The organism is uncultured Phascolarctobacterium sp. (assembly GCF_958349595.1).
GTDB lineage: Bacteria > Bacillota > Negativicutes > Acidaminococcales > Acidaminococcaceae > Phascolarctobacterium.
Map to the genome: position 1 here is coordinate 97,737 of NZ_CATWDQ010000001.1, position 20,824 is coordinate 118,560.

General features: G+C 32.9%; 21 protein-coding genes and 1 tRNA gene. All 22 read left to right on the forward strand.

Annotation, left to right across the window (positions count from 1 at the left end):
- Positions 1-8 precede the first annotated feature (8 nt).
- The 22 genes from cobD (at position 9) to rfbB (ending at position 20,744) form a co-directional block, all read left to right on the forward strand.
- Entirely contained in the window at positions 9-1,097 is a 1,089-nt protein-coding gene (gene cobD, locus Q4G98_RS00370; protein WP_298564003.1) for a threonine-phosphate decarboxylase CobD, read from the forward strand.
- Positions 1,072-2,211 carry a hypothetical protein gene (locus Q4G98_RS00375; RefSeq protein ID WP_298564005.1) on the forward strand — a complete coding sequence of 380 codons (1,140 nt, stop codon included), beginning with the start codon at positions 1,072-1,074 and terminating at the stop codon, positions 2,209-2,211. The genes cobD and Q4G98_RS00375 overlap by 26 nt, the downstream gene beginning before the upstream one ends.
- Complete coding sequence (locus Q4G98_RS00380) at positions 2,204-3,724, forward strand: cobyric acid synthase (protein ID WP_298564007.1); 1,521 nt, start codon at positions 2,204-2,206, stop codon at positions 3,722-3,724. Before Q4G98_RS00375 ends, Q4G98_RS00380 begins: the two co-directional genes overlap by 8 nt.
- A gap of 1 nt (position 3,725) precedes the next feature.
- Positions 3,726-4,253 (forward strand): cob(I)yrinic acid a,c-diamide adenosyltransferase, encoded by a 528-nt coding sequence (locus tag Q4G98_RS00385; RefSeq protein ID WP_298564009.1) that lies wholly within the window; start codon positions 3,726-3,728, stop codon positions 4,251-4,253.
- A gap of 23 nt (positions 4,254-4,276) precedes the next feature.
- Positions 4,277-4,903 (forward strand): precorrin-8X methylmutase, encoded by a 627-nt coding sequence (locus tag Q4G98_RS00390; protein WP_298564012.1) that lies wholly within the window; start codon positions 4,277-4,279, stop codon positions 4,901-4,903.
- A gap of 59 nt (positions 4,904-4,962) precedes the next feature.
- Positions 4,963-5,038 (forward strand) — tRNA-Asn (locus Q4G98_RS00395).
- 165 nt (positions 5,039-5,203) lie between these two features.
- Positions 5,204-5,596: a hypothetical protein gene (locus Q4G98_RS00400; RefSeq protein WP_298564659.1), complete on the forward strand. Its 393-nt coding sequence runs from the start codon at positions 5,204-5,206 to the stop codon at positions 5,594-5,596.
- A gap of 11 nt (positions 5,597-5,607) precedes the next feature.
- Positions 5,608-6,417 carry a nitroreductase family protein gene (locus Q4G98_RS00405; RefSeq protein ID WP_298564657.1) on the forward strand — a complete coding sequence of 270 codons (810 nt, stop codon included), beginning with the start codon at positions 5,608-5,610 and terminating at the stop codon, positions 6,415-6,417.
- Between the two features lie 299 nt (positions 6,418-6,716).
- A complete protein-coding gene (gene wbaP / locus Q4G98_RS00410) occupies positions 6,717-8,165 on the forward strand; it encodes an undecaprenyl-phosphate galactose phosphotransferase WbaP (RefSeq protein WP_298564655.1) in 1,449 nt (482 codons plus the stop codon).
- Between the two features lies 1 nt (position 8,166).
- Entirely contained in the window at positions 8,167-8,865 is a 699-nt protein-coding gene (locus tag Q4G98_RS00415; protein WP_298564653.1) for a nucleotidyltransferase family protein, read from the forward strand.
- On the forward strand, positions 8,853-9,830 hold the full coding sequence (locus tag Q4G98_RS00420) for a hypothetical protein (protein WP_298564651.1): 978 nt from the start codon (positions 8,853-8,855) through the stop codon (positions 9,828-9,830). The genes Q4G98_RS00415 and Q4G98_RS00420 overlap by 13 nt, the downstream gene beginning before the upstream one ends.
- Positions 9,823-10,347: an HAD family hydrolase gene (locus tag Q4G98_RS00425; protein WP_298564650.1), complete on the forward strand. Its 525-nt coding sequence runs from the start codon at positions 9,823-9,825 to the stop codon at positions 10,345-10,347. Before Q4G98_RS00420 ends, Q4G98_RS00425 begins: the two co-directional genes overlap by 8 nt.
- Positions 10,344-11,318 carry a UDP-glucose 4-epimerase GalE gene (gene galE / locus Q4G98_RS00430; RefSeq protein ID WP_301961795.1) on the forward strand — a complete coding sequence of 325 codons (975 nt, stop codon included), beginning with the start codon at positions 10,344-10,346 and terminating at the stop codon, positions 11,316-11,318. Before Q4G98_RS00425 ends, galE begins: the two co-directional genes overlap by 4 nt.
- 14 nt (positions 11,319-11,332) lie before the next feature.
- Entirely contained in the window at positions 11,333-11,902 is a 570-nt protein-coding gene (locus Q4G98_RS00435; protein WP_298564647.1) for an SIS domain-containing protein, read from the forward strand.
- 12 nt (positions 11,903-11,914) lie between these two features.
- On the forward strand, positions 11,915-13,015 hold the full coding sequence (glf, locus tag Q4G98_RS00440) for a UDP-galactopyranose mutase (protein WP_298564645.1): 1,101 nt from the start codon (positions 11,915-11,917) through the stop codon (positions 13,013-13,015).
- Between the two features lies 1 nt (position 13,016).
- Positions 13,017-13,778 carry a DUF4422 domain-containing protein gene (locus Q4G98_RS00445; RefSeq protein ID WP_301961796.1) on the forward strand — a complete coding sequence of 254 codons (762 nt, stop codon included), beginning with the start codon at positions 13,017-13,019 and terminating at the stop codon, positions 13,776-13,778.
- Positions 13,779-13,788: 10 nt separating this feature from the next.
- The gene (locus tag Q4G98_RS00450) at positions 13,789-14,877 is read left to right on the forward strand and encodes a glycosyltransferase (protein WP_301961797.1); all 1,089 of its coding nucleotides are present in this window, start codon (positions 13,789-13,791) and stop codon (positions 14,875-14,877) included.
- Positions 14,870-15,874, forward strand: a complete 1,005-nt coding sequence (locus tag Q4G98_RS00455; RefSeq protein ID WP_298564640.1) for a glycosyltransferase family 2 protein — start codon at positions 14,870-14,872, stop codon at positions 15,872-15,874. The genes Q4G98_RS00450 and Q4G98_RS00455 overlap by 8 nt, the downstream gene beginning before the upstream one ends.
- Before the next feature lie 13 nt (positions 15,875-15,887).
- Positions 15,888-16,949 carry a hypothetical protein gene (locus Q4G98_RS00460; RefSeq protein ID WP_298564638.1) on the forward strand — a complete coding sequence of 354 codons (1,062 nt, stop codon included), beginning with the start codon at positions 15,888-15,890 and terminating at the stop codon, positions 16,947-16,949.
- 23 nt (positions 16,950-16,972) lie between these two features.
- Positions 16,973-18,244 carry a flippase gene (locus Q4G98_RS00465; protein WP_298564637.1) on the forward strand — a complete coding sequence of 424 codons (1,272 nt, stop codon included), beginning with the start codon at positions 16,973-16,975 and terminating at the stop codon, positions 18,242-18,244.
- Positions 18,219-19,748 (forward strand): O-antigen ligase family protein, encoded by a 1,530-nt coding sequence (locus Q4G98_RS00470; RefSeq protein WP_298564636.1) that lies wholly within the window; start codon positions 18,219-18,221, stop codon positions 19,746-19,748. Before Q4G98_RS00465 ends, Q4G98_RS00470 begins: the two co-directional genes overlap by 26 nt.
- A 48-nt stretch (positions 19,749-19,796) precedes the next feature.
- Complete coding sequence (gene rfbB, locus Q4G98_RS00475) at positions 19,797-20,744, forward strand: dTDP-glucose 4,6-dehydratase (RefSeq protein ID WP_177559876.1); 948 nt, start codon at positions 19,797-19,799, stop codon at positions 20,742-20,744.
- Positions 20,745-20,824 lie beyond the last annotated feature (80 nt).

The window sequence follows — 20,824 nt, forward strand, 5'->3', positions numbered from 1 at the left end:
TGGAAGATATGTATAAACCTGTACATGGCGGAGATATTTACAGCGAACAAAATAAAGGCTCCGGGAAAAATCTTGTTGATTATTCGGCAAATGTTAATCCCCTGGGGTTACCTGCGTCTGTAAAAGATGCTATTAAAAATTCAATCAAGAACTGTGTTAATTATCCAGATCCCCTGTGCAGGGAATTGACGGAAAAATTAGCCAGGTATCTAAATGTAAAAAAGGAACAGCTTTTCATAAGTAATGGTGCCGCCGATGTTTTATTTAAACTTGCCCTGGCATTAAAGCCCAGACGGGCGGTATTATTGGCACCAACTTTTGCTGACTATGAAAAAGCTTTGCGAACAGTTGATTGTAAGTTTACTTATTATGATTTGCAGGAAGAAAACAATTTTGTAGCAGAAAATGATCTGCTGAAAAAAATCAACAGCAGAGTAGACTTGGTCGTGATCTGTAATCCTAATAATCCGACAGGAAAATTGATGGATAAAGATCTATTACTGGAGCTGTTAGAAAAATGCTGCCGCACAGGGACGAGACTGCTTGTTGATGAATGTTTTATGGATTTCGTTGACACGGAAAAAGCCTATTCTTTGAGTTCTAAATTAGAAAAATATCACAATCTTATCATCTTGAAAGCTTTTACCAAAACTTATGCTATGCCAGGCCTGCGTTTGGGATATTGTATAACTGCTGATGCTGAGCTGATCAGGGGGTTGCATGAAAACGGCCAGGACTGGAATGTATCCGTTCCGGCACAAGCGGCCGGTATAGCGGCCCTGGATGAAGAAAATTACTTGTTGGCCAGTAAAGAACTTATTCGTATCGAAAGACAGTATCTTACTGCTCAACTGGAAGCATTGGGAGCAAAAACTTTTGGTTCTGAAGCCAACTATGTTTTTTTCAAATTAGAAAAACCTGTAAATTTGGCAGAATGCCTGCGTAAGTATGGTTTCCTGATCAGAGAATGTGATAATTATCATAATTTAGGCTCAACTTATTATAGAATTGCAGTAAAGACACGTTATACTAATAGGGCTTTGATTAAAGCAATAAAGGAAGTTAGACGTAATGCGCTCGTTATTGGTAATTATTGATGGCTTAGGTGATGATCCTATTCCGGAGTGGAACGGATTGGCACCTTTCCAGTATGCAGAACATAAAAATATGGATGAACTTATCAGACTTGGCGCATATAGTGAAGTAAGTATTTGTGAAGATGATTTTATTCCTGAAAGTTTGAGTTGTATTCTGCGCTTGCTTGGCGTGCAGCAGCAGGATTTTCCGACCAACAGAGCGTATTTGGAATTACTGGCGCATGACCGTGATATTTCTGAGTATGAGATGGTATTGCGCTGCAACCTGGTTTCAGTAGATGAAAATGATATGCTGGTGTCCTTTAATGGACAGGGACTTTCTGCAAAAGATATGGCGGAAGCGGCCAAAGCCTGCAATGAGTTTTGGCAGGGTATAGAATTTATGCACCTGTCCATGTATCGCAATCTGTTGATTTTAGATAAAGACAGAAGGATTCTGGATAATTGTGTGATTCCGCCACCACATGAGAGCATGGGAGAAAATATAAATCTGCTTTTGAGGGAAATAAAACAAAAATCTTTGCTACTTAAGCATTTTATTGAAGGTACGTCCAAAAAGCTGGAACGCTTTAATCACGGCGGTATTCGCTATATGCTCTATCCCTGGGGGCCTTCAGAGCGTAAATCGTTGCCGGATTTTCAAGCTTTGCATGGCCTAAAGGGCGCTGCAGTCTGCGAAGCTGAGATAGTCAGAGGTATTGCTAAAGGTCTGCAGCTGACTGCGCCTCAGATAGCAGGGGCAACAGCAGATATAGATACGGACATAGCGGCTAAAGCAGCTGTTACCTTAAAATTGCTGAATGAAAATGATTTTGTCTTAACGCATTTCAACGGTGCGGATGAGGCGGCGCACAGGTATGATTATCAGGGTAAAGCAGAGTTTATCAGTGCTATCGATAAAGAATTTTTAGAGAAGATAATCAATAATGGACGTGAACCTTTACGCATTGTTATTTGCGGGGATCATGTAACTAGTTCCCGAAGCGGTAAACATAATAAGAATGTGGGACCGGTAATTGCGGCACAACTTAATACTGCTGCCATACCGGTAAAAATAAATAATTATCAGGATATCCTGACATTTTTGATGAGAGCGAGTGATATGCGTGGCTAAAGCGATAATGGTACAAGGAACAATGTCCAACGCCGGTAAAAGTTTGGTGACGGCCGGCTTATGTCGTGTTTTCAATCAAGACGGCTATAAAGTGGCGCCTTTTAAATCTCAAAATATGGCCTTGAACTCATTCATTACTCGTAATGGTGCCGAAATGGGCAGAGCGCAGGTCGTACAGGCAGAGGCTGCCAATATCGAGCCCAGCGCTTTGATGAATCCTATTTTGCTGAAACCTACCAGCGATTCGGGTTCCCAGGTCATTGTTAATGGTGAAGCGATCGGGACTATGACAGCGGCAGAATATTTTAAATTTAAAACAAATTTGATCCCCGATATTATGAAGGCCTATGATCAATTATCTGCAAGTAATGACGTGATCGTCATCGAAGGTGCCGGCAGCCCTGCTGAAATCAACTTAAAATCACATGATATCGTTAATATGGGCATGGCAAAAATGGCACAGGCGCCGGTACTCTTGGTAGCTGATATAGATCGTGGCGGTGTTTTTGCTTCTATTTACGGAACTTTAATGCTGCTTGAAGAAGAGGAACGGGCTATGGTAAAGGGCATCATCGTCAATAAATTTAGGGGTGATGTCGAGATACTGCGTCCGGGCCTGGAAATGATCGAAAAGAAAACTGGCGTGCCGGTTGTCGGCGTTTTACCCATGCTGCATGTCGATATTGAAGATGAAGACAGTTTATCAGAACGCTTGACTACGCATACAGAGGTGCAGGCTGTAGATATTGCCGTTATTCGTATTCCCAGAATGTCGAACTATACTGATTTCAACGTTTTTGAACTTATTCCGGGTGTATCACTGCGTTATGTACAATCGGTCTCTGAGCTGAAAAATCCGGATATGATCATTATTCCTGGAACAAAAAACACTATCGGCGACTTGAAATGGATGCGTCAAAATGGTTTAGAAGCTGAAATCATGAAACGCGCCCATGCAGGAACAGTAATTTTTGGCGTTTGCGGCGGTTACCAAATGCTGGGCAAAAATCTTTCCGATCCATATGGAGTTGAAGAAGGCGGGGATACTGCCGGATTAGGACTTTTGGATGTGGAAACCATTTTTGTTGAGAAAAAACGTACTATTCAGGTGGATGGTCATTTTGGTGAAGTAAAAGGTATTTTCAGCGCGTTAAGCGGTCAGCCTTTTTATGGCTATGAGATCCATTCCGGTGTAACTAATTTTGACAGCAGTAAAGCACTGACACAGATGAAACCTATTCATGAACCAGGTGAGATCAGTCCCGAAGGGTCTCAGAATATCAGTGCCGTCATGAATATCTATGGTACTTATGTACATGGCGTATTTGATGGCGAAGGTATTGCCAAAGCCGTTGTAGAAGCATTGCTGGCAAAAAAAGGCATGAAGTTAGATGATATAAAAACAATCAATTTTAATGACTATAAAAAGCAGCAATATGATATTTTAGCAGATAGTGTACGCAAAAATATTGATATGAAAAAGATTTATGAGATATTGGAAGCCGGTGTGTAAGATGCAGCAGGGGTTGATTCATATTTATTGCGGCGACGGCAAAGGTAAAACCACCGCTTGTCTTGGGTTGAGTATCCGTTGTGCTGGACACGGCAATAAAGTATTATTCGTACAATTTTTAAAAAGCCGCCTCACTGGCGAACTGAAATCTTTAGAACTGCTGCCTAATATCGAAGTCTTGAGAGGTAAAGAAACTCAAAAATTTACTTTTCAGATGACAGAGACCGAGAAACGGGAAGTGCTGCGGGAACATAGGCTGCTATTTGATAAGATCAAGACGAAATTAGAACAGGAAGATGTGTGCTTATTAGTTTTGGATGAAGTGATAGGAGCCTGCAATACAGGTGTTTTTGATGAAAAACAATTACTTGAATTCCTTAGAAATAAACCTCAAAATTTGGAAGTTGTTTTATCTGGACGTAATCCTTCTGCAGCATTGCTGGATTTAGCAGATTATGTATCAGAAATTTGTAAGCGCAAGCATCCTTTTGATCAAGGAATACCGGCAAGAGTCGGAATCGAAAAGTGAGTTAAAGAAAGGTGGTACTAAATATGGAATTACAAAATGTGTTGCCGGCAGATATTGAAAAACGCAGTATGGAGATCATTGCTGAGGAATTAGGCGAGATCAGGCTTGATCCTGAGAAACTCAGCATTATTAAAAGGGTTATTCACACTTCTGCTGATTTTGATTATGCACGGACGCTGCATTTTTCGGAGGGCGTAGTAGAGAAAGCTTTAGAAGCGCTGAAAAAAGGCGCTACTATAGTGACTGATACCAATATGGCATGTGTAGGTATAAATAAGCCGGGTTTAAATAAGCTGGGCGGTAAAGCAGTTTGCTTTATGGCAGACGCTGATGTGGCAGAAAGAGCCAAAGAAGCTGGCTCTACACGTGCAGCAGCCTGTATGGAAAAAGCCTGCGAAGTGGAAGGTCCTGTGATTATTGCCATTGGTAATGCACCTACAGCTTTAGTCCGTCTGGATGAACTTGTAAAAGAAGGCAAGATAAAACCGGAACTTGTTATTGGTGTTCCCGTTGGATTTGTCAATGTAGTTGAATCGAAAGAAATCATTATGAAAACTGGTATTCCTTATATAGTTGCGCGTGGCCGTAAAGGTGGCAGTAACGTTGCTGCAGCTATTTGTAACGCTCTGATCTATAAGCTGACACGCTAAAGAAAACCGTTGACAACAGCGGCGTATAGTAATATAATATTCTTCGTTGAAAGATTTATTCCCCGATAGCTCAATCGGTAGAGCACTCGGCTGTTAACCGAGTTGTTGTAGGTTCGAGTCCTACTCGGGGAGCCAGAAAATTGAGCCTGCTTTTTTAGCAGGCTTTTTATTTTTATTGACTTGGGTGTAGTTTGTAGTATTTATATTAATCGTAGTGAAAATAATACTAGGGATATTGCTAGAGAAATATTGCTTTTTTATGATATAATGAAACTATAATATAGCGAAGGAGAATGATTCATGCCATTTGAGTTAATGAATACTCAAGAAATTCATGAGTTTGGACTGCAGGTATTGCTGCAGCATCTTACTGAAAAAGGCTTTGAAATAGAATTTGCCCAGCCGAATAAAAGTGAGATCCCGCATGTAGTTGCAAAGCAAGGTGAACAGCTGGTTTTTATTCTGGCAGCGACTGATGTTTATCCTAATAAAGGTACTATTGCAGATGCTGACAAGCAGGCGTTATTGGAACATGCTCAAAAATTTTCAGCACAATCGGCCTGCGCTTATTTGGGAATAGCCAATGCTGAGGGTGTTGCCAATAAAGATAAAGAATTATGTGCCCAAGCTTTTAAAAATGCACAGTTTTATACTGATTTCAGCGGTTTGGAATTCATTCATTTCGAAGATTGAGGTGTTAGAAGATGGACTTACTGAAGGTTGATCATGATAAATGTATAAAATGTGGTATTTGTGTAGAGGCATGTCCGGCCTGTATTTTGTCTATGGGAGAGCTTGGACCCGAATGTAATTTTGACAGGGGCTGCATGAGTTGCGGCCATTGTGTTGCAATCTGCCCAACCGCTGCCATGGATAACAAATATGTGCCGCTGGAAGAACAGCTGCCATTACCGATGCCGGTTTTAGATGCTGAGACTGCGTATAATTTTTTGCGTATGCGCCGCTCAGTTCGCATGTTCAAACCACAGCCGCCAACTGAGTCAGATGTGCGCAAACTGCTTGAAGTATGTCGGTATGCACCCACGGCAGGCAATTCGCAGGGAATGTATTATATAGTTATCAGTGATAAGGAAAAAATCAGAGCTATTGCTGATGCTACAGCGCAGTGGATGGAACAGGAAATTGCAGAAGGAAGTTCGAACAGCAGGTATTTTACTACAGTGTTACGTGCTTATCGCGACCGCGGTCAGGATATTATTGCCCGTAACGCGCCAATGCTGATTTTTGCTTTGGCACGCAGATTAAATACGACCGGTATCAGTAACGCAGAACAATCCTGGGCCTACGCAGAGCTTTATGCACCGACTATCGGCTTAGGCACGACTATTGCCGGCTTTATTCAAACCTGCGGTATAGCAGGCTACCAACCGTTGCTTGACCTGGTAGAAGTGCCGGCGAAGCAGAAAATAGTAGGAACATTAATGGTTGGTTATCCAAAATATAAATTCCAAAGGCTTGTAGAACGACAGCATTTAAAAGTAGAATTTAAATAAAATAATAATAGTAGCACCAAAAGAGCAGTAACCTTTAAAGGTTACTGCTTTTTTGTTTTTGAAAACATAAAAAATAAAACATATTTATCTATAGAAAATTTTACAAAGATTAGGAATCAAAAAGTCGTATTTTTAACACTTATTTGGTTCTCAAATATGGCTTTTTTATAACAAAAGTGTTACAATAATATAAACCTAATTGTAAAATAAAATTATAAAATATATTACAATAAGATGTACTGGGCGCGTTCTTTAGTTTTATTATTGTGAGTATAGATAGTTTCAGGAGTGTGAAAGGTTTGCATCATTTTAGTAAATATAAAATATCGGCAGCTGATAGATATACATCTTTTCTACTGCCGATACTTTTGCTTGTAGTGGATTATATTTCAATTGTTAGTGCAGAACAGATTGCTTTCATTATACGGAATTTATTGATACCTAATGGTAGGGCATTACATATCTCCTGGTTGAATTTTTGGATTGTGTTTCCGGTATTATATTTAGGATTTATAAATGTTGAACAACTTTATAGCCGCAGAATGCAATTTTGGAAGTTGATAGAAAAATTATTTCAAGCATCTATTTATGGGACTGTAGCAGTAATTATTGTTTTATACATAGGTCAGACTGCTGCATCCACATCAAGATTATTTATTGCTTTATTTGGGCTTTGGGCTTTTATTTTGATGACTTTTTTTCGTTATGCAGTAAAAAAAATCCTGCAGTATTTTAATTTTTTACAAATTCCTGTATTGATCATCGGGGCAGGTAAAACCGCAGAATTACTTGTGCGGGGTATTAGTGGTGATGCTGGTATGGGATATAAAATAATAGGATTACTTGAAGATAATAATGTTGAAGTGGGTATCTTGAAAAAAATTCCTGTTTTAGGTGGTTTTGCAGATGCAGAAGAAGTTGTAAAAAATACTGGTATACAAAATGTATTGATTGCTGCACCGGGCTTGGAACAGGAGAAATTAACTCAACTGATTTATAAAGTGCAGCCTCTAGTGAAAAGTATGGGCATTATCCCCAATCTTATAGGAGTTCCGATGGGTGGCATCGAAGTAGAAAGTCTATTTAATGAAAAACTTATGTTATTGCGCTTGAAAAACAATTTATCGAAGTCTATTAATAGGTATATAAAAAATATTTTTGATATTGTGATATCTATAGTTGCAACTATAGTTTTTTCGCCAGTAATGTTTTTTGTTGCATGTAAAATTTATTTAGAAGAACCAAACCAGCCTATTTTTTATAAATATGTTTGTATTGGGAAAAATGGTAAAAAATTTTGGTGTTATAAATTTAGAACTATGTGTGTTAATTCTCGTGAAGTACTTGCTAAATATCTTGAAAATAATAATGAGGCAAAAGAAGAATGGGAAAAATATTATAAGTTAAAAAATGATCCCAGAATTTCTAAAATAGGTAAATTTTTAAGAAAAACTAGTTTAGATGAATTACCTCAACTGATTAATGTATTTAAAGGGGAAATGAGTTTAGTTGGGCCAAGACAAATTGTAGAAAATGAGATATCTAAATTTGGTGTTTATATTCAAGATTATTATTTGGTGAAACCAGGAATTACAGGCTATTGGCAAGTGAGTGGACGTAGTGATATTACTTATTCTGAAAGGGTACAAATGGTATCGTGGTATATTAGGAATTGGTCACTTTGGTTAGATTTTTATATTTTGTATAAGACAGTTAAGATAGTTTTATCAAATAAAGGAGCATATTGAGATGAAGGCATTTTTATTGGCAGCTGGATATGGAACACGCTTAAGACCACTAACAGATAGTATACCAAAATGTATGGTTCCTATTTGTGGGAGGCCTCTTTTATGTTGGTGGATGGATTTATTTGAGAAACACAGTATAACAGAAGTTTTAATAAATACTCATTATTTACCAGATGCAGTGAGAAAATTTATTGAAGTGTACAATAAGCAAAATACTGGTACTAAGTTGATTGAATTTTATGAGGAAAAACTTCTAGGTAGTGGTGGTACGATATTAGTGAATAGATCGTTTATTGAAAATGAGGAAAATTTTTTTGTTTGTTATGCAGATAATCTTACCAATACAGATTTAAGCAAAATGCTGGAATTTCACAAAAAGAAACAGTCATTACTGACGATGGGATTATTTCATACTAATAAACCAAAGGAATGCGGCATCGCTGCAATAAATGATCAGCAATTAATTTATAACTTTGTAGAAAAACCTATTAATCCTAAAAATGATTTAGCTAATGCTGGAATATATGTTACAGATAAAACAATTTTTGACTATTTCCCTCAAAATAATTTTATAGATTTTGGTAAAGATATACTACCTAATTTGGTCAATAAAATGTATGGATATGAAATAAAAGATTATTTATTAGATATAGGGAATTTAGATAATTACCAAAAAGCTGAGGAGGAATGGCACCAATGATAATTACTAAAACACCTTTAAGAATCAGTTTTACTGGCGGTGGAACAGATTTACCTGCTTATTATGAGCAAGGTTATGGAGCAGTAGTCAGTGCTGCTATAAATAAATATGTATATATAACGATGAATAAAAGATTTGATGATACAATCAGGATAAGTTATTCGAAAACTGAGATAGTAGATTCATTGAAGGAAATTCAGCATGATATTGCTAAAGCTTGTATGCAGATGGCTGGTGTAAATAAAGGGGTGGAAATTACTTCTATATCAGATATTCCTTCTGGTACTGGGCTAGGATCTAGCAGTAGTTTTACAGTAGGGCTTTTAAATGCACTTTATTCTTACTGTGGAGAACGGCTATCTGCACATGAATTAGCAGAAAAAGCTTGCCAAATCGAAATAGATATTTTAGGACATCCAATAGGAAAACAGGATCAGTATGCAGCAGCATACGGTGGAATAAATTATTTTACTTTTGAATGTAATGGAGATGTCAATAGAGAAAAAATTGATATCAGCGAAGAAGATAAAAGGTTGTTGGATCGCAAACTTATGATGTTTTATACAGGTATTCGCCGCAGTGCAGATGAAATTCTAGAAAAACAAAGTGCTGAAACCAGTAAAAAGTTGGATGTATTAAATTATATGCGCAATCAAGCAAATGATATGAAATGTTTATTAAATGAAAAGGGGATTAATGTACAATTTGCTGAAATGTTACATAAGGGGTGGCAAAAAAAGAAATCCGTTACAAATAGTATATCTAATAGTGAGATTGACTCTTATTATAATTTAGCACTTGAAGCAGGTGCTAGTGGCGGTAAGTTATTAGGAGCTGGAGGAGGAGGTTTTATTTTATTATATTGTGATGAACAGTATCAAAAATCCGTACGAGAAGCAGTTGGATTATATGAACTAAATTTCCGCATTGCTCGCTATGGTAGTAGGGTGGTTTATTTTGCATGATAAAGTTGTTTTTTTGGATCGGGATGGTGTAATAAATAAAAAAGCTCCTAAACATGATTATATAAAAACTTTGCAAGAATTTGAATTTTTGCCAAATGTAGATAAAGCAATTCGGTTGTTAAATAATCATGGATTTATTGTACTTATTATAACAAACCAGAGAGGGATTGCTAGAGGATTAATGAAAGAAAAAGATTTATATAATATTCATCAAGAAATGTGTGCAAAATTAAGAGAAAAGAAAGCGATAATAAACGATATATTTGTTTGTCCTCATGAAAATAATGAATGTACTTGTAGAAAGCCAAATATAGGATTATTTTTGCAGGCGGAAGCAAAATATTTAATTGATAAAAAGAAAACATTTATGGTTGGTGATAGTAATACTGATATTGAAGCAGGTAAAAGATATGGTGTTAAAACTATTGCTATTAATAAGGAACGGTTAGATGCCGATTATCGATGCAATACTTTATTGGAAGCAGTAAATTATATTATAGGAGTTGACAAGAAATGAAAGTTTTGATAACTGGCGGAGCCGGGTATATTGGCAGTCACTGTAATAGATATTTTAACGAACAAGGTGTAGAAACTGTTGTTTTAGATGATTTAAGTGATGGACATAGAGAAGCAGTCATAGTTGGTAAATTCGTTCAAGGAGATTTTGGTGATAAAAAATTCATATATAACTTCTTAGCTCAAGAAAAGTTTGATGCAATAATTCATTTTGCAGCATTTGCGTCTGTACCAGATTCTGTAACTAGACCACGACGTTATTACGACAATAATGTTGCTAAGATGTTAATATTGTTGGATGCTATTGTTGATAATGATATTAAATATTTTGTTTTTTCTTCTTCTGCAGCAACATTCGGAGAACCACAATATGTCCCCATTGATGAAGAACACCAACAAGAACCCATTAATCCCTATGGTATGACAAAACTAATTGGTGAAGAAATATTGAAAGATTATGAAAAGGCATATGGTCTGCATTCATGCTCGTTTAGATATTTTAATGCGGCAGGTGGTTCGCAAGATGTTTTGATCGGCGAAGCTCATAACCAGGAGTGCCATTTAATACCTTTAATTATTCGTGCTGCTTTAAATGGTGCACCTAAGTTAAAAGTATTTGGCAATGATTACGAAACAAGAGACGGCAGCTGTGTGCGTGACTATGTGCATGTAGAAGATTTAGCAGCTGCACATTACTTAGGTCTAAAGTACATGATGGAACACAATGTTACAGAGCAATTTAACCTTGGCAGCAATGATGGCTTTACTGTATTTGAAATTATAAAGAACTTTGAGAAGATTAGCGGCTTAAAAGTTCCTTATGATATTGCAGGTAGAAGACCTGGAGATCCAGCTGTATTAGTTGCATCAAATAAAAAAGCTAAAGAGCTATTAGGTTGGCAATTAAAAAATAGTTCCCTTGAGAATATTTTACAAACTGCATTAGCTTGGGAAAAGAATAAAAGATACTAAAATAAGGAGCTATTATGGATTATACAGCAGATATTAGAGAATATATTCAAAAAGAAATTAATACTTTGCAAAATTTAGATGTGGGAGCATTAAATGCAGCCATAGGGGCTATTGTAGAAGCTTGGAGCAAAGATGCTACAATTTACACTATGGGGAATGGTGGTAGCGCAGCAACAGCTAGCCACATGGTTTGTGATTTTAATAAAGGTGTATCTTCAGAAGTAGAGCGTAAGTTTAGATTTCAATGTTTGAATGATAATACTCCTTTAGTTATGGCAATTGCTAATGATATATCTTATGATGAAGTTTTTTCTTATCAACTAAAAGATGTTTTGGAGAAAAATGATTTAATTATTGCAATTTCCGGTAGTGGTAACTCTAAAAACATTGTAAAAGCCGTTGAATATGCTAGAGAAGTGGGGGCTAAAGTAATTGGGATTACCGGATATAGTGGTGGCAAACTTATGGATATGGCAGATTATAAAATGCATGTAGCTGTTGATGATATGCAAATTGCTGAGGATTTACATATGGTGTTCGACCATATGATGATGAGAGTACTTTGCAATAATTTAAAGAAATAGAGGATGCAGGAAATGGCTCAATATGATTATTTAATTGTTGGCAGCGGTCTATATGGGGCTGTATTTGCACATGAAGCTAAGGAAAAAGGCAAAAAGTGCTTGGTTATAGAGAAACGCAACCATATAGGTGGTAATATATATTGCAAAAATATGGATGGTATTAATGTTCACTATTATGGTGGACATATTTTTCATACGTCTATAAAAAAAATATGGGATTATGTAAACCAATTTGTTGAGTTTAATAATTATGTGAACAGTCCAATTGCTAACTATAAGGGTGAGTTATATAATTTGCCTTTTAATATGAATACTTTTCACCAAATGTGGGGCGTAGTAACTCCTAAGGAAGCAGAAATAAAAATTGCGGAGCAGCGTGCAGTTATTAAACATGAGCCTCAAAATTTAGAAGAACAAGCTATATCTTTAGTTGGTACGGATATATACGAAAAATTAATAAAAGGTTATACAGAAAAACAATGGGGTAGAACTTGTAAAGAGCTACCTGCCTTTATTATTAAGCGTTTACCAGTAAGGTATACCTATGATAACAATTACTTTAACGACAGATACCAAGGCGTTCCTGTAGGTGGGTATAACGTGCTGATAGAAAATCTTTTAAAAGGCGTTGAGGTACGTTTGGAATGTGATTTTAATAAAGATAAAGCTAAGTGGAAAGCATTGGCGGATAAGGTTGTTTATACAGGAGCCATTGATGAATATTTTGACTACAAATTTGGCGAGTTAGAATATCGCGGTTTACACTTTGAAATAGAAAAGTATGATGAAGCTAACTACCAAGGTGTTGCAGCTGTAAATTATACAGATGCAGAAACACCTTATACTAGAATAATTGAACACAAACACTTTGAGTTCGGTACACAACCTGTAACATACATTACCAAAGAATATCCGGCTGATTGGTATAAAGGTGAAGAAGCTTATTACCCAGTTAACGACGCTAAGAATGAAGCGCTTTATCAGCAATATGCAGAGCTTGCTGATAAGGAGCCTAATACAATTTTTGGGGGGCGCTTGGGTGAATATAAATATTATGACATGGATAAAGTTATTGATAGCGCTTTGCAGTTAGTAGAAAAGAAATTGAAATAAGATGGATATTAAGATATTAGTTGCAACTCATAAAATTTACTGGATGCCAGCGGATAAAGTTTATATTCCTATACACGTGGGTAAAAATGGGAAAAAAGATATTGGTTATAATGGTGATGATACCGGGGACAACATCTCGGATAGGAACTCTGCTTATTGCGAGCTAACAGGGTTTTATTGGGCGTGGAAGAATTTAAATGCCGATTATGTTGGCTTAGTACATTATAGACGTTATTTCACGAAAAAGGGCTTGTTTTGTCGCTCTATTGTAAAAAAGAGAAGTGACATTTTAACAACAAAAGATTGGGAAAAACTTTTGGCAGAGAACGATATTATTGTTGCAGATAAGCGTAATTATTGGATAGAAACTAATGAGCAACATTATTTAAATGCACACCCTAGGGAACAGTTTGATGTGGCAAAAACAGTAATTAAGGAAAAATGTCCAGAATATTTAAAAGGCTGGGATATTATGATGGGCAGAACGTGGGCGCATATGTTTAATATGTTTGTTATGAAAAAAACATATTATGATGAATTTTGTCAGTGGTGGTTTGATATAATGTTTGAAATAGAAAAAAAAGTGGATTTAGAAAAATATGCAAATGAAGAACAACGATGGTTTATTGATGAATTATTATTAGATGTTTGGTTAGAAACTAAGAAGTACAAATACAAAGAAATTAATGTGGATTTTTTTGAAAATCAAAATTGGTTAAAAAAGTTATTTCATTTTTTTAAAAGAAAAATAACTATAATTTGAGGATATGGATATGAAAGTTTTAATTGTAGCATTTCACTCTAGATCAATGACTCCTTATAGTGAATTATATGAAAATGTAATTAAAAACAATAATGACATTTATGATATTATTTTTTGGGATAGATTTTCAAATAATAAACTTGAACGAAAAGGTAATGAGTTTATTATTCATAAAATTTGTTCTTTAGGAGGGAACAAATTTAAAAAGATTGTTCCAATGTTTTATTTTAGAAAAACAGTAAACCAAATTATAAAAAATGGTAATTATGATAGAATTATAATTTTAAATACATTACCAGCAGTATTATTAAGTAACGTTTTGATATCAAATTATAAAGGAAAATATATACTTGATATAAGAGATTACACATATGAAAAATATAAATTTTATAAAAAAAGAGTAGATAATTTAGTGAAAAATTCTTTCATTACTACGGTTTCTTCATTTGGCTTTTTTCGATTTTTAGAAAATAATAAAAAAATTTATTTGAACCATAATATAAGCAATTGGAATATTATTGGTTTTTCAGATAAGGAATTATCTGAAAAACCAAAAATAAAAATTGGATTTGTTGGTGTAGTTCGCTATATGAAAGAGAATATGAATTTGATGAGACAAATGAAAAATAATGAAAAATATGAATTTATATATATAGGTAATACATATCCAGAATGTAATTTAGAAAAAACATGTAAAAATGAAAATATAGAAAATGTTACTTTTAAAGGTGAATTTAATAATAAAGATAAACCTGAAATTTATAAAGAGATAGATATTATAAATGCATTATATGGCAATGAATCTTTGGAGGTACAGACTGCTTTACCCAATAAATTATATGATGCGATTATATTTAAAAAGCCGATGATTGTTTCTAAAGGAACATATCTTGCAGAATTAGTGGAAAAATATAAAATAGGAATAACTGTCGATTTTAAAGAAAATTTTTATGAAGTTATTGAAAAATATATAGCTGAATTTCATTCACATGAATTTAATAAAAATGCTAATATGTTATTATATAAAGTCATCTGTGATCAAAGAAAAATAAAAGAAAAAGTCAAATGTTTTATAAAATATGGTGAGAAGAATGAATAATCCTATAGTCAGCATAATAATACCTGTTTATAACGTTGAAAATTATCTTACCCAATGTTTAGATTCTGTAATTTTACAGACATATGAATTTTTAGAAATAATTTTAATAAATGATGGGTCTACAGATAGATCAGGAGAAATTTGTAATAAATATGCTGAAAACGATAAAAGAATAAAAGTTTTTCATTTAGATAATTCTGGTAGTGCAGAAGCTAGAAATAAAGGATTAGATATTGCTACAGGCAAATATGTGATGTTTTTGGATAGCGATGATTATCTCGAAAAAGATGGTATAGAAAAATTGCTAGTACTAGCTGAAACTAAGGCATTAGACATGGTATGTGGAAGGTACAAAACAGTAAACGAAATTGGTGATGTTTTAGACATTTCCGAAACAAACATATTCTTGAATAAGATGAATAATAATATTATTACAGGTGAGAAATATTTATCTAATAATGGGCTTGTGCCAGCAATTTGGATCTATTTTTATTCGAAGATGTATTTAGATGAAATTGAATTAAGATTTAAAAATTTTAGAGATAATGGTTGCTATGAGGATTGCGATTTTGTGATTAGAGCAATTTATTTTTGCAAAAAAATAATGAAAAGTGATATAGTTTTTTATAATTACCTTCAAAGGAAAAACTCTCAAAAATATAGAAGAGAAGCTAAATTAAGCTATAATATAGTAGAAATAGCTGATGAACTTATTAAATTTGGTGAGAATAATGTACAAGGTAAAGAATGTAGAATCTTTTTTGATAAGTATATTGATTTTTTATATGCTCAATCTGTTCAAAGAATAATACAATTAAAATGTAATGCCGATATTTTTAAAGAAATTGATTTTAAAGATAAGATAAGCCAAAGATTATTCAAGTCTCAAATTAAAAAATATAGAATTATTGGTTTTTGTTTGAAATATAATTTGATGAAAGTATATGAATCAATATATTCTTTATATAGAAAGATTTTCTGGAATGATTCTTTATGAAATTAGGTGGAATATGAAAAGATATAGATTTAAAGAAATTATTAATACGGATTCTTTTATTCCAGCACTAACCAAGGGTGTTAAAGATGTTGAAGTTATTATAGATGAGTTAAATATGATCCCCATAAACAACGTGGGTGTATCTTTCTTAGATGTGATGGAAAATAAAAACGTGTTAGGTAAACTCTACTATTATTTAAATAACAGTAGAGTTTCATTAGCAATAAAATTATTTTTTCTTAAAGACAAGTTAATTTTTTTGAACTATCCTTTTTTAAAAGGGAGAATATTTGATTATATAATACAGAAAAGACTATTAAAAAATAATAGATTATGTTTAATTGTTCATGATATATATTCATTGCAAACTGATAAAATAGAAAAATCCACTTTAGAAAAAGAAATAAATATTTTTAATTGTGCGGATAGAATTATATTCCATAATGAAACTATGATAAGTTTTTTGATTAACCATGGATTAAAAAATAAAAAGTGCCTGAGTATAGATTTATTTGACTATATTTTAGATGATGATATTTTTGAAAAGCGTAATTTAGAACGGAAGGTGATTTTTGCTGGAAATATTGCAAAAGCACCTTTCTTAAGTCGGATGTGTTTTATGAGAAATAGAGATTTCGTTTTGGAGTTATATGGACCAAACTATGATAAAAATAGCATTACAGCAGAGTTTATCAATTATAATGGGATTTTAGATCCTATTGATATTATTCATAACTTAAATGGAAGTTTTGGACTTATTTGGGATGGTGATTCAATTGATAAATGCGATGGTAAATTTGGTGAATATTTGAAATATAATAATCCATTTAAGTTATCTATGTATATAGCAGCAGGGATACCAATTATTTGCTGGTCAAAATCAGCTACAGCTATTTTTGTAGAAAAAAACAATATAGGTTTTTGCATAAATTCTTTAGAAGAAATTTCAAAAATTTTTGAAAATATAAATGAAAAAGATTATGAAAGAATTAAACTTAATGTAGAAAAAATAGGTATAAAGGTTAGAAAAGGCTTTTTTTTGAGGCAAGCACTTAAACGTTTATATAATTTATGAAAATAATGGAAGTTTGTTAAATAATGAAAAAAAATTTATTGAAAAATATTTTTTCAATGGTTAGTCTGAAGGGATTAGAATATCTTTTAGCTTTGGCCATTTTACCGTATTTAGTAAGGGTATTAGGAGTAGAAAAGTATGGAGCTATTGTATTTATGCAAAGTATAATACAATATTTTGTAATTATTATTGATTATGGGTTTAATATTATTACTCCACGACGTATCGCAATAACAAATAATTTATTGGAACATGGGAAAATTTTTTCTTCTGTTATTGTATGCAAAATAATTTTGGGCACATTTCTTACATCATTATTTTTGATAATTTATTTGTTTACTTCTTTATTGAATTTTGTTGATATAAAATTATTTATAGCTTTGTATTTAAATGTTATTGGAAATATAATATTTCCAATATGGTTTTTTCAAGGCATACAAAAAATGGAGTATATAACTGTAATAAATATATTATCAAGATTCATCACAGTTATTGCCATTTTTTTATTTGTACGCACTCCAGATGATTATATTATAGCTGCAGTTTGCCAAGCATCAACTAATGTTTTATCAGGTATTTTCTCTTTGTTTTTTTTAATAAAAAAATATAATTATCTGTTTTTGTTTCCTTCAATTAAATATATAGCAAATACTTTTATTGAAGGATGGGAAATTTTTATTTCTACTTTGGCAATAAATGCTTATACTGCAACTAATATTATTGTTTTGCGCTTATTTACTAATGATGTAATTGTTGGATATTATGGAGCTGCTAATAAAATAATTGATAGCATTAAAGGAATATTGAACCCTATTTCTTTGGCAATATTTCCTTATATAAGCCAACAAGTTAGTATAAATAAATCAAATGCTATTTTATTCATCAGAAAAGTTTTGAAATATTATTCGATATTTGGATTTATTATGTTTTTTGTTTTATTTATCTTTTCACATGAAATAGTTTCATTATTATTAGGAGATCAATATGAACAATCTATTATTTTAATAAAAATATTATCTGCTATTCCTTTTTTAGTGGCTATAAGCAATGTATTAGGAACCCATACATTGTTAACTTTTGGTTATAATAGAGTTTATAGTAAAATTTTGCTTGTTTCTGCATTGATAAGCATTATTTTAATAATACCTATGAGCTATTTGTTTTTTGATAAGGGTGCTGCTTTTACAATGTTGGTAACGGAATTTTGTGTTACTTTGATGATGTACGTATCTTTAAGAAAACTAGATATACATATTATGAGGTGCAATAATGGTAGAAGAAAAAAATATTATTAAAATTCAAGAAATTTTTCTTGGATTATCAATAATAGCATTACCATTTGACAGTATACCTAATATATTTTCAATATCTATTATTGGAACTAAACTTTCTTTGTACTTTACTATTATAGCTTTACTATCTTGTATCACAAGAAATGTGTTTTGGCCTAAAAAAACAATAAATAATATACTATATTTATATATATGTATTTATTTGTGTTGGCAAATTATTTGTTTGTTTCATGGTGTAATAAATTACGAATATATAAATTTTTTGAAAGAATTTCATTCTAATAAATTAGATTTAATACTAAAGAAATTTCCTATAATACTTTATTATTTTGATAGAGAAATAATAGTCAAACTTTATATTTTTCTTAGATTGTCTTTAAATAAAGTTTTATTACCTACAATTACATGCTGGGGTACTGTTTATTTAATATATGATTTATATATGATTAAGAAAGAAAATATGTTTTTCGTTGTTCGAAGATATGTTTTGATATTAGCTTTTTTATGTGGAATATACTCAATTTTGGAAGTCTTTGTTTTGAAATTCAATAATATATATGCTTATAAATTATTGAAAATAATAAACCCATATTTATACGATGTTTCTGCAGTCCATGGTTGGTGGCCACCATTAATATGGGAGAATCAATTGCGTAGTTTATGTACAGAGCCTTCTCATTTTGGAATAATAGTTTCACTAATAATTCCTTTTTTGTGGAGTTACTTGTATGAAGGGAAAAATATTAAAACTATTTTTGCTGTAGCCTATTTTTCTTTTTTGATTTATTTAACGCAAGCAAGAACTGCAATTATATTATATATTGTTGAATTAGGACTATTATATTTAATTAATATATTTGAGAAAAAGAAATACTTTATTACTGCATTAATAGTGACTGTAATAACAAGTATTACTTTTATTGTTGGCGCGTCTACATTTTTTGATAAAGAATATGCATTTAAATATAAGGAATATTTAAATAATAATGTTTTATCTATTGCTGATTCTAATGCAAGAAGTAATAATGCTCGTTACATAAATCTTGTTACTAATATAAAGATAGCAGAGAAACATATTATATTTGGAGTGGGTGACGGTTTAAAAGAGGCATATATAGCAAATTATTTGAATTACGAAGATTTAAATAATAAGGAAGTAAAAAATTGGCAATCCGATATCTATAAAAACGGTCCTTTTAAATCGGAATTTCCAGTAGTTAATAGCTTTATAAATATTATTATTAACAATGGTATTGTAGGACTGATTTTATGGTTTTTACCAATGGGATATGTTATAATAAAAATATATAGAAATTGGTTTTATTTAATACAAGAATATAATTTTATGTTTATTTTGATTGCTTGGATTGCGTCTATTGTGGCAATGTTTAGTAATTATACATTTTTAACTTACTATATATCACTAGGTGTAATATTGACACTTTTGAATTATTTTAATGTATCTAATGTACAAGAATTTTCAAAAAGTAAGAAAAAAAGATATTAACAATTAATATAATAAATTTATCAGTTGTGATTATCTAAAGAGGTACTTATGCGTTTATTGATTACCGGCGGCGCCGGTTTTATTGGCAGCAATTATATAAATTGGCATTTACAGCAGTATCCGAATGATGAAATTGTATGTTTGGACAAGCTGACTTATGCTGCTAATATGGCGGCGCTGGCAGATGTCGTTAAATTAAATAATTTCACTTTCATCAAGGGAGATATTTGTGATGAGCAATTTGTAGAAAGGTGTTTTGCGCAGTATAAGTTCGACGCAGTGATAAATTTTGCGGCTGAGAGCCACGTCGATACTTCTATCAAGTCTCCGTCTATTTTTACTAAAACTAATGTCGAAGGTACAGGTGTGTTGTTAGATGCCTGTGTTAAGTTTGCTGTAGCAAGATTTCATCAGATATCTACGGACGAAGTATATGGGGACAAACAGTTAGATTATGACTGGCGTGGGTTCACAGAAGAAGCTGCCTTACATCCTTCCAGTCCTTATGCTGCTTCAAAGGCAGCCGCTGATTTATTGTGCTTGGCTTATGCCAGGACATATGGTTTATATGTAACTATCAGCCGCAGCAGTAATAATTATGGACCCTGGCAGCATAGTGAAAAACTTTTGCCTAAGATCATAGCTTTAGCAGAGAGCGGCAAAAAAATACCTGTTTATGGTACTGGTTTAAATAAACGTGACTGGTTATATGTGCTTGATCATTGTATTGCTGTTGATAAAATACTCAAAAATGGAAAAGCTGGTCATATTTATAATATTGCGGCCGGTACCGAAATGGCCAATCTAACTTTTATAAAAGTGGTACTGGGAATTTTGGGCAAAGATGAAAATGTAATTGAATTTGTGGAAGACCGGGCTGGGCATGATTTACGTTATCCTATGGATTGTGAAAAAATCAAAAATGAATTGGCTTGGAAACCGCATTATGCTTTTGAAGAAGCACTGACTAAAACTGTAGCCTGGTATAAAGGTTGAATACTAAAAAGCAGAGCAGATGCTCTGCTTTTTTGCTAAATTTTTACCAGTTAAAATTTGCCACTGCTAACCTAAAAAGG

Coding starts and splice junctions, on each gene's coding strand:
- Q4G98_RS00385 (WP_298564009.1), top strand. CDS start 3,726: ATGCAGCAGGGGTTGATTCATATTTATTGCGGCGACGGCAAAGGTAAA.
- Q4G98_RS00455 (WP_298564640.1), top strand. CDS start 14,870: ATGAATAATCCTATAGTCAGCATAATAATACCTGTTTATAACGTTGAA.
- Q4G98_RS00375 (WP_298564005.1), top strand. CDS start 1,072: ATGCGCTCGTTATTGGTAATTATTGATGGCTTAGGTGATGATCCTATT.
- rfbB (WP_177559876.1), top strand. CDS start 19,797: ATGCGTTTATTGATTACCGGCGGCGCCGGTTTTATTGGCAGCAATTAT.
- Q4G98_RS00435 (WP_298564647.1), top strand. CDS start 11,333: ATGGATTATACAGCAGATATTAGAGAATATATTCAAAAAGAAATTAAT.
- Q4G98_RS00420 (WP_298564651.1), top strand. CDS start 8,853: ATGGCACCAATGATAATTACTAAAACACCTTTAAGAATCAGTTTTACT.
- Q4G98_RS00450 (WP_301961797.1), top strand. CDS start 13,789: ATGAAAGTTTTAATTGTAGCATTTCACTCTAGATCAATGACTCCTTAT.
- Q4G98_RS00470 (WP_298564636.1), top strand. CDS start 18,219: ATGGTAGAAGAAAAAAATATTATTAAAATTCAAGAAATTTTTCTTGGA.
- Q4G98_RS00465 (WP_298564637.1), top strand. CDS start 16,973: ATGAAAAAAAATTTATTGAAAAATATTTTTTCAATGGTTAGTCTGAAG.
- galE (WP_301961795.1), top strand. CDS start 10,344: ATGAAAGTTTTGATAACTGGCGGAGCCGGGTATATTGGCAGTCACTGT.
- Q4G98_RS00415 (WP_298564653.1), top strand. CDS start 8,167: ATGAAGGCATTTTTATTGGCAGCTGGATATGGAACACGCTTAAGACCA.
- Q4G98_RS00400 (WP_298564659.1), top strand. CDS start 5,204: ATGCCATTTGAGTTAATGAATACTCAAGAAATTCATGAGTTTGGACTG.
- Q4G98_RS00390 (WP_298564012.1), top strand. CDS start 4,277: ATGGAATTACAAAATGTGTTGCCGGCAGATATTGAAAAACGCAGTATG.
- glf (WP_298564645.1), top strand. CDS start 11,915: ATGGCTCAATATGATTATTTAATTGTTGGCAGCGGTCTATATGGGGCT.
- Q4G98_RS00445 (WP_301961796.1), top strand. CDS start 13,017: ATGGATATTAAGATATTAGTTGCAACTCATAAAATTTACTGGATGCCA.
- Q4G98_RS00405 (WP_298564657.1), top strand. CDS start 5,608: ATGGACTTACTGAAGGTTGATCATGATAAATGTATAAAATGTGGTATT.
- cobD (WP_298564003.1), top strand. CDS start 9: ATGTATAAACCTGTACATGGCGGAGATATTTACAGCGAACAAAATAAA.
- Q4G98_RS00460 (WP_298564638.1), top strand. CDS start 15,888: ATGAAAAGATATAGATTTAAAGAAATTATTAATACGGATTCTTTTATT.